Genomic DNA, 11,450 nt, shown 5'->3' on the forward strand with positions numbered 1-11,450 from the left:
TTACACTGCAAAAATAACAAAAGAATCAATGCTAGCCAATTTTTTAAACAAAACTAAACCAATCAATTTTATAGGTTTATTGATTTTCTTTTTTCTTTGCTTCTCTTTTAGCGTTTTTTTTACTATTTTCTATGATGGTTTTACGCTAGACAAACTTTTAAAAAGTGGCATTTTATTACTCCTTTTTTTAGGTGTTTTTTTCTTCTACAATTTTATTCTCAGCAAGAATAAATTAACTTTTGATAATTCTTACGCCTATTTTATTTTCACACTTTTAACAGTTTGTATTTTACCTGAATTAATAAATTACAAAAGTTTACTTCTAACGATTATTTACTTCCTTTTTTTGCGAAAAACATACAGTCTGCGATCCTCTAAAAAAGTAATCCAAAAATTATTTGACAGTGGTTTATGGCTAGGTGTTTTATTTATTTTTGAACCTTTTTCAATTTTGTTTTTAATTCTAATTTTTACGGGAACCTACTTGCATCAAAAAATAACAATTCACACCATTTTGACCCCTATTATAGCTTTTATAACTCCCATATTTCTTTATTTTACTTACTTTTTCTGGGTTGATAAAACGCAGGAGTTTAACGAACTTTTTAGTTTTAAATCCAATTTTGACTTTCAAGTTTATGAAGCTCCAAAATACTATTGGTTTATTATCAGTATTTTTATTTTTTCTTTGTTTTCTGTAATTTTTAAATCCATTGCAACCATTGCCATAAGTAATACCTTTAGAAGAAGTTGGTATTTATTAATTATTAATTTACTAACGGTAATTCTTTTTTTAATTCTGTTACCTGTAAAAAACGGTTCTGAACTTTTGTATGTACTTTTTCCTGTTTCAGTAGTTATTGCAAACGGAATTGAGTTAATCGATAAAAAAAAGATGAAAGACTTAGTTTTATATATCTTTTTAGTGGGTTGTATTTTTCTCAGTTTTTTCTTATAATTTCTCCCCAAAAGCTAAATCACCCGCATCTCCTAAACCTGGTACAATATACCCTTTACTATTTAACTCATCGTCAATAGCAGCAATCCATAAATGGGTGTTTTCTGGAAAATTTTCTTCAATATGATCTATTCCTTCTTTAGAACCAATAACAACAATAATATGCAATTCTTTTGGAGTACCATATTTTTTTATAGCCTCATGAACCGCCACTAAAGATTGACCAGTGGCCAACATTGGATCCGCCAATAAAAAGGTTTTATTTTTTATTTCTGGTGAAGCAAAATACTCTACAACAATTTCAAATTCATCATTATCTTTAGGATGATGTCTATATGCAGAAATGAATGCATTTTCAGCTTTATCAAAATAATTCAACAATCCTTGATGCAAAGGCAAACCAGCTCTTAAAACCGAGCATACAACCAAGTCATTGTTTGGCAATTGCTCTTTCTTTTCTCCTAAAGGAGTCTCTATAGAAACACTTGAATACAAAAGGCTTTTACTTAATTCATAACTTAAAATCTCTCCAATTCTCTCTATATTTCTTCTAAAGCGCAAAGAATCTTTTTGAATTTTTTTGTCTCTAATTTCAGAAATAAAAGTATTTAAAACCGAGTTGTTTTCTCCTATATGATGTATTTCCATTTTGTAAATTATAATAATAGATGTAATATTATACAATTTGTATCTTGTAAGTAACAAAAAATTAAAATTATTTATTAAAATTAAAAAAAACATTGATTTTTTGATGTGTTAAAAATGCTAGAGCATACCTTTTAACATCAGAAAACAAATTTAAAAGAAGAACATCTTGAGTGAACTAACCAAAAGATAGACAATCAAAGCAAAAAGAGTTTCAAAAATATCTGAAACTCTTTTTTTGGCTTTACTTTAAAAATTTATCCGGAACTTTACAACTTGATCTTTAAAGCTTATTTTCTGAATGAATAAAAGAGTCTTAGCCTTAATTGCTGTCTCTATAGCAACCTTAATTTATGGAGTAACATTTACCATTGCTAAAGAAGTTATGCCGCTTTATATAAAACCTTATGCTTTTATTTTTTTAAGAGTTTCTGGAGGTACCATGGTGTTTTGGTTTGCTGGCTTATTTATAAAACCTCAGAAAATAGATAAAGAGGACTATAAAAAAATCTTACTCGCCTCCTTTTTTGGCATTACATTAAACATGCTTGCTTTTTTTAAAGGATTAAGTCTTACGACCCCTATAAGTGCCTCGGTAATGATGGTAACCTCCCCGATAATGGTGCTCATTTTTTCGAGTATACTTATTAGAAAAAGAATTGGGAAACAAAGAATTTTAGGTGTATTTATTGGTCTAGTTGGTGCAATTTTATTAATTACATACGGTAATTCTTCTCAAAATCATGGGAACAACAATAACTTGGGCAATTTTTTAGTTTTTCTAAATGCAGCTTCTTATGGATTGTATTTGGTATTGGCAAAAAACTTAATCGCTAAATACAACCCAATTGTATTCGTAAAATGGTTGTATTTAATTGGATTAATTTTTGTAATTCCTTTTTCATATCATGAAATAACTGAAGTAGTTTGGCAAGACATTCCTAGAAATATGTACTGGAATATTGGTTTTGTAATTATTTTTACAACTTGTGTAACCTATCTTTTTAACCTGTATGGTTTGTCAAAACTAAAACCCACAACTGTTAGTGTTTTTATCTATTTACAACCCGTAATCGCTACTATTTACGCGTTAATTGTTGGAAGTGATTCTCTAAATTTGATTAAAATTTCGGCAACAATAATCATTTTTTTAGGTGTGTATTTAGTTACCAAACAAGTAGGGAAACCAACAAAATAAAAAGGTATCTTTGCTGCTCATTGTAAAAACAACGATTGTATGATTCAATCTATGACTGGTTATGGAAAATCTGTATTACAGCTTCCGACAAAAAAAGTAACGATAGAGATAAAATCTTTAAATAGCAAAAACTTAGATTTAAACGTCAGAATTCCTTCTTATTATAAAGAAAAAGAATTAGCAGTTCGTAAAAGATTAGCTAGTGCTCTAGTTAGAGGAAAGGTAGATTTTTCAATTTTTATTGAAATGACAGCTGATGAAACTTCTACGACCATAAATCATGGCGTTGTAAACCAATACATTCAGCAATTAAGAAACGTTGTTCAAACTGGCAATTCTGATGATGTAGCACTTTTAAGAATGGCAATTGCAATGCCAGATGCATTAAAAACAGAACGTGCAGAATTAGATGAAAACGAGTGGAATCTCATCAACAAAAATATTGAGGAAGCAATTAAAGAAATTGTGCAGTATCGGATTGATGAAGCTGCTTCTTTAGAACTAGATTTTAGAGAAAGAATTACCAACATAAGAAAATATTTAGAAGAAGTATATTCTTTTGATGCTGATAGAATTGAAAACGTAAAAGCACGTTTGCAAAAAGCGATTGATGATTTAAAAGTTGAAACAGATCAAAATCGTTTTGAACAAGAATTAATTTACTATCTAGAAAAATTAGATATTAATGAAGAAAAAGTTCGTTTGACAAATCATTTAGATTATTTCCTACAAACTTTAGAAACTCCTGATTCTAATGGAAAAAAACTAGGGTTTATTGTTCAAGAAATGGGAAGAGAAATAAATACAACGGGCTCTAAAGCCAATTTTGCACCGATGCAAAAAGCGGTAATTCAAATGAAAAACGAGCTAGAACAAATTAAAGAACAAATTTTAAATGTATTATAAATGTCAGATTTTAAAGGAAAATTAATTGTCTTTTCTGCACCTTCTGGTTCAGGTAAAACTACCATTGTTCGGCATTTATTAAAGCAAAAAAGATTTAATTTAGAATTCTCAATATCGGCAACTTCTAGAGAACCTAGAGGTTTTGAAAAAGATGGAGAAGACTATTATTTTATTTCTTTAAAAGAGTTTAAAAATAATATTAAAAACGATAAATTTTTAGAATGGGAAGAAGTGTATAGAGATAATTTCTATGGAACTTTAAAAACTGAAATTGAACGTATTTGGGGCTTAAAAAAACACGTTATTTTTGATATTGATGTTGTTGGAGGATTGCGTATTAAAAAGAAATATCCAGAAGAAACATTATCTGTTTTTGTGAAACCACCAAGTGTAGATGAGTTGAAAATCCGTTTGAAAAAACGAAAAACTGAAAGTGAAGAAAAAATAAATATGCGAATTGCAAAAGCCTCTGTAGAATTGGCAACTGCACCACAGTTTGATAAAATTATTAAAAATTACGAATTAGAAGTTGCTTTAAAAGAAGCCGAAGAACTCGTTACACAGTTTTTAGAAGATTAAAGAAATAATAAAAAAGAGAGTTCTCTTTTTTCCATCACCTCAAATAAAATGAAAATAGGATTATACTTTGGCACATTCAATCCAATTCACGTAGGTCATTTAATTATTGCCAATCATATGGTAGAACATTCCGATTTAGATGAAATATGGATGGTTGTAACCCCTCATAATCCGTTTAAAAAGAAAAGTTCTTTATTAGAAAATCACCATCGATTTGAACTCGTTTACAGAGCAACAGAAAGTTACCAAAAAATTAAACCTTGTGATATTGAGTTTAAATTACCACAACCTAATTATACAGTTCATACATTAGCACATATCTCTGATTTATTTCCAGAAAAAGAATTTTGTTTAATTATGGGTGAAGACAATTTAAAGAGTCTTCATAAATGGAAAAACTATGAAACCATTTTAGCGCACCATCATGTCTATATTTATCCCAGAATTGCTGAAGGAACGATAGAACATCAATTTAAAAAGCATCCAAAAATTCATACCGTTAATGCGCCTATTGTAGAAATTTCATCAACAATGATAAGAAACGGAATTAAGGACAAAAAGAACATTAGGCCTCTATTAACCAAAGAAGTTTGGGAATACTTAGATGAAATGAATTTTTATAAAAAATAGTTTCGCTATTTTTACGTTGTAATTTAGAAGCACTCAAAACATATTTTTTGGAGAATCAAAACAAACAAAAAGGAAAATTAAAACAAAAACTAACTGACAAATACAGATTGGTTGTTTTAAATGAAGACACTTTCGAAGAACGTTTTTCTCTAAAATTATCGTTATTAAATGTTTTTGTTCTGGGTGGTGTTTTTTCATTTTTATTGATTTTAGTCACAACTTTTTTCATAACATTTACATCAATAAAAGAGTACATCCCTGGCTACTCCTCTACAGACTTAAAAATAAAAGCAACAAAACTCGCTTTTCAGACAGATTCGTTAAAAAGAAAATTAGATGTTTTACAAGATTTTACCAAAGCATTGCAACCTATTTTAACTGGTGAAATTGAAGCAGAAGCTATCGATTCTGTAAACTTGTTAGACAGAATTAATATTCAAGATAGTTTATTAAACGCTACTAGAGAAGATTCTCTTTTTAGAGAAAAAATAGAAAGTCAAGATCGTTTTCCAATTCAAAATAATGCGGCAACAAATGTAAAAATTGTGTTTTTTGCTCCTTTAAATGGTTCAATTTCGGAAGGTTTTGATGCTAAAAAAAATCATTTAGCTGTAGATATTGTTGCTAAAAAAAACTCGGCAGTAAAAGCAACTGCAGACGGAACTGTTATTTTCTCTGGCTGGACCACAGAAACTGGATACGTAATTATTTTGAAACACGCTTATGATTATATTTCTGTTTACAAACACAATGGAAATCTACTTAAAGAACAAGGAGATTTTGTAAAATCTGGAGAAGTAATTGCGAGTGTTGGTTCTTCTGGAGAACTTACCACTGGGCCACATTTACATTTTGAACTATGGAGTGGTGGTTATGCAATAAACCCTATAAATTTGATTGATTTTAAATAATGAGCATAAAAGCTATATTTGCAATTCCGTTTGCCAAATTTGCCACAAAAAGAGTTTCTAAGTGGTCAAACAAGCCTCATAAAACACAAGACAAAGTTTTTAAAAAACTAATTTCTAAAGCAAAAAATACCGCTTTTGGGAAAGATCATGATTTTAAGAATATTGTTTCTTATAACGATTTTAAAGATCGTGTTAAAGTTACTGATTACGAAGGTTTAAGAGCCTATGTAGATAGAATTGTTGCTGGTGAATCTGATGTTCTTTGGATAGGAAAACCGCTTTATTTTGCCAAAACTTCTGGCACAACTTCTGGTGCTAAATACATTCCTATCACCAAAGAATCTATGCCTACTCATATTAAAGCGGCCAGAAATGCCTTGCTGTTTTATATTGCAGAAAAAAAGGATGCAAGTTTTGTAAACGGTAAAATGATTTTTTTACAAGGAAGTCCTATCTTAAGCAATAAAAATGGGATAAAACTGGGTAGATTAAGTGGGATTGTGGCACATTATGTTCCGAAATATTTATTAAAAAATAGACTACCAACCTGGGAAACTAACTGCATAGAAGATTGGGACACCAAAGTAAATGCAATTGTAGAAGAAACCATGAACGAAGACATGTCTGTAATTAGCGGAATTCCTTCTTGGGTTCAAATGTATTTTGAAAAATTGATTGAAAAAACAGGGAAATCAATCTCAGAATTATTTCCGAATTTTAATTTCTTCATCTATGGTGGTGTAAATTTTGAACCTTATAAGAATAAGTTTGAAAATTTAATTGGTAAAAAAATAAATTATATCGAATTATATCCTGCCTCTGAAGGGTTTATTGCCTATCAAGATTCGCAAACAGCAAAAGGAATGTTATTGCAATTAAACTCAGGGATCTTTTATGAGTTTATTCCTGCTAACGAATTTTATCAAGAAAACCCTACAAGAATATCTTTAAAGGATGTTAAAATGGGCATGAATTACGTAATCATTTTAAATACCACTGCAGGTCTTTGGGGTTATAATATTGGCGACACCGTTGAATTTACATCCACAAAACCCTACCGAATAAAAGTTACCGGTAGAATTAAACATTTTATATCCGCCTTTGGCGAACATGTTATTGGTAAAGAAGTTGAGAAAGCTTTAAACGATTCTATTTTAAATACAAATACCACTATTAGTGAGTTTACGGTGGCTCCTCAAGTAAATCCTGAAAATGGCTTGCCTTATCACGAATGGTTTATCGAATTTGAAAATGAGCCAAACAATTTACTCGAATTTGCAACCAAAATTGATGCTTCCATGCAAGCCCAAAATATTTATTATTTAGATTTAATTGCAGGTAAAGTTTTACAGCAATTAGTCATTAGGAAAGTTAAAAAAGGCGGATTTCATGAGTATATGAAATCTATTGGTAAATTTGGGGGACAAAATAAAATTCCGCAGTTATCCGATGACAGAAAAATTGCAGACGTTTTACAAAATTTTTTAGTCGATTAACAATATAAAGAAACAAAAATGGGAGATAATTATTTATTTATAGCATTAGCCATAGGATTGGTTATTGTGTATTTTTACAACAAATTTAGAAACAAACGTTCATGAGTATTATTAGAATTACCAAGCAATTTAATTTTGAAACAGGCCATGCATTATATGGTTATGATGGCAAGTGCAAGAATGTTCATGGACATTCTTATAAACTTTCTGTAACTGTCTCTGGAGAGCCCATTAAAGACAATACCCATGTAAAGTTTGGGATGGTTATTGATTTCAGTGATTTAAAGAAAATCGTAAACGAGGAGATTGTAGACGTTTTTGATCATGCAACTGTTTTTAACCAAAATACGCCTCATATAGAATTGGCAAAAGAATTACAAGCCAGAGATCACCATGTTATTTTAGTCGATTACCAACCAACCAGTGAAATGATGGTGATTGATTTTGCTGAAAAAATAAAAGACAGGTTGCCAAATAACATCAAACTTCATTCAATAAAACTACAAGAAACCGATACAAGTTTTGCAGAATGGTTTGCAAGTGAAAACTAATCTCTCACTTAAAAAGTGATACTTTTTTTTCATAATCAATTTAAATTAATAGTTACCTTTACCAAAAAAAACACAATTATGAAAATTCTTAAATTTATTTTAGTAGTATATATATCGCTTGCTTTTACAAGTTGTAGTGATGATTCTGCTGAAGCTCCTTTCAGTTTGTCTAAAGACAATTTAGCTGGCACTTATAATATTAACAGTCTTAGTATAGACACAACAGTAACATCCGTAACAGAAGTATCTGGTATCTCAGTTCCGTTTACCGTAGCTACTTCAACAAGTATAGGTGATACTTTTCAAGTTGTTTTTGTCTTGAGTGAAAATGGTTCTTATAGTGCTTCTGGAGCATATAGAATTGTTTCTACTATAATGCCTGCTGTTGGAAGCCCTGTCACGAATACAGAAATCATAAATTTCTCTGATTCAGGCACCTATCAATTAAACACTACAAATAATACCATTACTTTTAATGCATCTACAGGAGGTGATTTTATAGAGGGTACTTTAGATGTTGTGACATTTAATGAAACTACTGTTTCTTTCACACAAGAATTAGAAGAAGAAATAGATGCAACTACTGCTGCAATTAAGGCTAGTATTAGTTTTACGAGACAATAAAAAAAATCAGACAATTAAGAAAAAGCTGTCTATACATAGGCAGCTTTTTTTATTTACCATTAAAAGTATTCATGGTATTTGCTAAACCTGCTGTCCCAAAAGAGGTTACTATTTTAGCCGCTATTGGCAAACGTTCAATTAACAGGCTAGTTTCTTCTTTATTCCATTCACCAAGCACAAAATCTACTTGTCTTCCTTTGCTATAGTTACCTCCTACTCCAAATCTAAAACGTGCATATTGTTGGGTATTTAATTTCTCTTGAATATCTTTTAACCCATTATGTCCTCCAGCAGAACCTTTTGATTTTACGCGAATTGTTCCAAAATCAATATGAACATCATCTGTAATAATTAACACATTTTCGATAGCTATTTTCTCTTTATCCATCCAATATTTTACTGCTTTGCCACTTAAATTCATAAAAGTACTTGGCTTTAAAAGCATAAAAGCTCTTCCTTTAAAACGAAAACTAGCCACATCTCCTAACTTCTCTGTTTCAAAAGTTACTTTATATTCCTCAGCAACTGCATCAACAATTTTAAAACCTACATTATGACGTGTATTATGGTAGGCCTCACCGATATTCCCTAAACCAACAATTAAAAATTTCTTCATCAATTCTTCTTTCGTTTCAACTTTTATACCTGCTAATTTATAAAAGAAGTTTCTTAATCTCATTTGGTAAAAATACTAAAATAAAAAAGCGTTACAGAATTGTAACGCTTTTTGTAAATTATGTCTGCAAAATTTATTCTGCTGCTGCTTCTGTAGCTTCTTCTTCCACTTCATCTTCCGCAGTTGCATTACGAGAAGTTCTTACCTGAACTACAACAGTGTTTTCTGGATGCATAAATGCATAACCGTCAGTCACTAATGATGAAATCACTAGTTTACTACCAATTTTTAAACCTGAAATATCAGCAGATACAAAATCTGGTAAATTAGCGGGTAATGCTTTTACTTTTAATTTACGGTTTGTAAAACGTAAAGACCCTCCATTTAGCACTCCAGGAGAAGTACCTGTTAATTTAACAGGAATATTCATCGTAATTTCTTTATCATCAAATAACTGATAAAAATCTACATGTAAAATTCTGTCTGTTACTGGGTGAAATTGAATATCCTGCAAAACTGCAGCGATTTTTTGTCCATCAACATTAATACTTGCAGTAAAAACATCTGGAGTATACACCAACTTTTTAAATGCTTTTTCTTCTGCCGAAAAATGCACTGGCTTATCTCCTCCGTATATAACGCAAGGAACCATACCAGCATTACGTAAGGCTTTTGTTGCTACTTTACCTACGCTTTCTCTTTTTGATCCTGTAATTGTAATTGATTTCATTACTTTCTTTATTAATTGTTTACATTAAAAATTGTCCACTTATTGAGGTATTGTCCTGCACTTTACGCATAACATCCGCAAATAATGGCGCGCAAGATACCACTTTTATTTTAGAAGTTACTTTCTTTAATGGAATAGTATCAGAAACAATCAATTCTGTTAATGCAGAATTTTCTATTTTCTCATAAGCGTCACCCGATAAAATTGGATGTGTACAAATTGCACGAACACTCAGAGCGCCTCTATCTTTCATTAAATTAGCAGCATGCGCTAAAGTGCCACCTGTATCGATCATGTCATCAACCAAGATAACATTCTTCCCTTTTACATCACCAATTAATTCCATATGAGAAATTACATTTGCTTTCTTTCTTTGTTTATAGCAGATTACTACATCAGAGTGTAAGTGTTTTGAATAGGCGTACGCTCTTTTAGAACCCCCCATATCTGGAGAGGCAATAGTGAGGTTTTCCAATTTTAAACTGTTTATATAAGGCATAAAAATAGTAGAAGCATACAAATGATCTACTGGTTTTTCAAAAAACCCTTGAATTTGATCTGCATGTAAATCCATGGTCATAATTCTTGTTGCCCCTGAAACTTGCAATAAGTTAGCGACTAATTTTGCACCAATGGCAACTCTAGGTTTGTCTTTTCTGTCTTGTCTTGCCCAGCCAAAATATGGTATCACAGCGGTGATGTGTCTTGCGGATGCCCTTTTTGCAGCATCAATCATTAATAACATTTCCATTAAATTGTCTGCTGTAGGAAATGTAGAACCTATTAAAAAAACTCTTCTTCCTCTTACGGATTCTTCGAAAGCAGGTTGAAATTCGCCATCGCTAAAATGAGTTGTGATTACGTTTCCTAATTCGGCACCGTACTCTTTAGCTATTTTTATAGCTAATTCGGTACTCTGAGAACAAGCAAAGAGTTTTGGGGCAAGTTGATTTGTAGGCATTTAATTGTTTTTTGTGATGTTGTTGTATGAAAACAAAAGTAGAAATTATTTATTGAGTTTGACATTAATTTTTTGACTTTAAAATAAAATAATTTAATACCTTTGCAATCCTATTTATGTTTTGCTCAAGTGGCGGAATTGGTAGACGCGCTGGATTCAAAATCCAGTTCTTTCGGGAGTGTGGGTTCGATTCCCACCTTGAGTACTCAAAAAAGGCTGACTTCTATAAGTCAGCCTTTTTGCCTTGCACAAAAGCCTTTAAAAAGAGATTTACTTCCGGACTATTTTAATATTTTGCTTACTTCCATTTTTACACCAAAGTACTTTTTTAAAAACGAGTATTCTTCTAGGAAAAATAGAGCTAAATTTGTCAGCTATCCTTCAAACCAATTGAATACATAAACTGCACTTCCCTAAAAGATATAACCTAAACGTTTACATCAATATAATTGATATTATTTCATTATATACATAACTTTAAAAACTTCACCCTTAGTAATTAATTTTGTAATTATAAGAACATAACTTTCTTTTTTACTTTAAAATTTGAGAGGGAAAACTATTGAATTATAAAAATAATTAAAATACAAATTTACCTGTAGAATTTTAACATTTCTAAAGTTAAGAATTAGAGTAAACAAAAAA

General features: G+C 30.7%; 13 protein-coding genes and 1 tRNA gene. 10 read left to right on the top strand and 4 right to left on the bottom strand.

Features of this window, described 5'->3' with window-relative positions; genetic code table 11:
* The first annotated feature begins 28 nt into the window (after positions 1-28).
* The gene (locus tag BLT88_RS13810) at positions 29-958 is read left to right on the top strand and encodes a DUF6427 family protein (RefSeq protein ID WP_091955539.1); all 930 of its coding nucleotides are present in this window, start codon (positions 29-31) and stop codon (positions 956-958) included.
* Here BLT88_RS13810 and upp read toward each other — a convergent pair.
* Positions 953-1,606: a uracil phosphoribosyltransferase gene (gene upp / locus BLT88_RS13815; protein ID WP_036787931.1), complete on the bottom strand. Its 654-nt coding sequence runs from the start codon at positions 1,604-1,606 to the stop codon at positions 953-955. The genes BLT88_RS13810 and upp overlap by 6 nt on opposite strands.
* 298 nt (positions 1,607-1,904) lie before the next feature.
* On the opposite strand from upp, the gene BLT88_RS13820 reads away from it, so the two are divergent.
* The 8 genes from BLT88_RS13820 (at position 1,905) to BLT88_RS13855 (ending at position 8,498) form a co-directional block, all read left to right on the top strand.
* Positions 1,905-2,801 (top strand): DMT family transporter, encoded by an 897-nt coding sequence (locus BLT88_RS13820; protein WP_091955541.1) that lies wholly within the window; start codon positions 1,905-1,907, stop codon positions 2,799-2,801.
* A 51-nt stretch (positions 2,802-2,852) separates the two neighbouring features.
* Positions 2,853-3,707: a YicC family protein gene (locus tag BLT88_RS13825; RefSeq protein ID WP_036787929.1), complete on the top strand. Its 855-nt coding sequence runs from the start codon at positions 2,853-2,855 to the stop codon at positions 3,705-3,707.
* A complete protein-coding gene (gmk, locus tag BLT88_RS13830; RefSeq protein ID WP_036782416.1) occupies positions 3,708-4,286 on the top strand; it encodes a guanylate kinase in 579 nt (192 codons plus the stop codon). It begins immediately after the preceding gene.
* A 48-nt stretch (positions 4,287-4,334) separates the two neighbouring features.
* Positions 4,335-4,916 carry a nicotinate (nicotinamide) nucleotide adenylyltransferase gene (nadD, locus tag BLT88_RS13835; protein WP_036782413.1) on the top strand — a complete coding sequence of 194 codons (582 nt, stop codon included), beginning with the start codon at positions 4,335-4,337 and terminating at the stop codon, positions 4,914-4,916.
* A gap of 47 nt (positions 4,917-4,963) precedes the next feature.
* The gene (locus BLT88_RS13840) at positions 4,964-5,827 is read left to right on the top strand and encodes a M23 family metallopeptidase (RefSeq protein WP_091955543.1); all 864 of its coding nucleotides are present in this window, start codon (positions 4,964-4,966) and stop codon (positions 5,825-5,827) included.
* A complete protein-coding gene (locus tag BLT88_RS13845) occupies positions 5,827-7,323 on the top strand; it encodes a GH3 auxin-responsive promoter family protein (protein WP_091955545.1) in 1,497 nt (498 codons plus the stop codon). Before BLT88_RS13840 ends, BLT88_RS13845 begins: the two co-directional genes overlap by 1 nt.
* Before the next feature lie 101 nt (positions 7,324-7,424).
* Positions 7,425-7,874: a 6-carboxytetrahydropterin synthase gene (locus BLT88_RS13850; RefSeq protein ID WP_036782404.1), complete on the top strand. Its 450-nt coding sequence runs from the start codon at positions 7,425-7,427 to the stop codon at positions 7,872-7,874.
* 78 nt (positions 7,875-7,952) lie between these two features.
* Entirely contained in the window at positions 7,953-8,498 is a 546-nt protein-coding gene (locus tag BLT88_RS13855) for a hypothetical protein (RefSeq protein ID WP_091955547.1), read from the top strand.
* Positions 8,499-8,547: 49 nt separating this feature from the next.
* On the opposite strand, the gene pth is transcribed toward BLT88_RS13855, so the two are convergent.
* The 3 genes from pth to BLT88_RS13870 form a co-directional block, all read right to left on the bottom strand.
* Positions 8,548-9,177, bottom strand: a complete 630-nt coding sequence (gene pth / locus BLT88_RS13860) for an aminoacyl-tRNA hydrolase (protein ID WP_091955549.1) — start codon at positions 9,175-9,177, stop codon at positions 8,548-8,550.
* Positions 9,178-9,247: 70 nt separating this feature from the next.
* Positions 9,248-9,844 carry a 50S ribosomal protein L25/general stress protein Ctc gene (locus BLT88_RS13865; protein ID WP_036782398.1) on the bottom strand — a complete coding sequence of 199 codons (597 nt, stop codon included), beginning with the start codon at positions 9,842-9,844 and terminating at the stop codon, positions 9,248-9,250.
* A gap of 19 nt (positions 9,845-9,863) precedes the next feature.
* A complete protein-coding gene (locus BLT88_RS13870) occupies positions 9,864-10,805 on the bottom strand; it encodes a ribose-phosphate pyrophosphokinase (protein WP_091955551.1) in 942 nt (313 codons plus the stop codon).
* Positions 10,806-10,928: 123 nt separating this feature from the next.
* Between BLT88_RS13870 and BLT88_RS13875 the strand changes: the two genes are divergently transcribed.
* Positions 10,929-11,010, top strand: a tRNA-Leu gene (locus BLT88_RS13875).
* Positions 11,011-11,450 lie beyond the last annotated feature (440 nt).

This window comes from Polaribacter sp. Hel1_33_78, from assembly GCF_900106075.1.
In the GTDB taxonomy this organism is placed as follows: domain Bacteria; phylum Bacteroidota; class Bacteroidia; order Flavobacteriales; family Flavobacteriaceae; genus Polaribacter.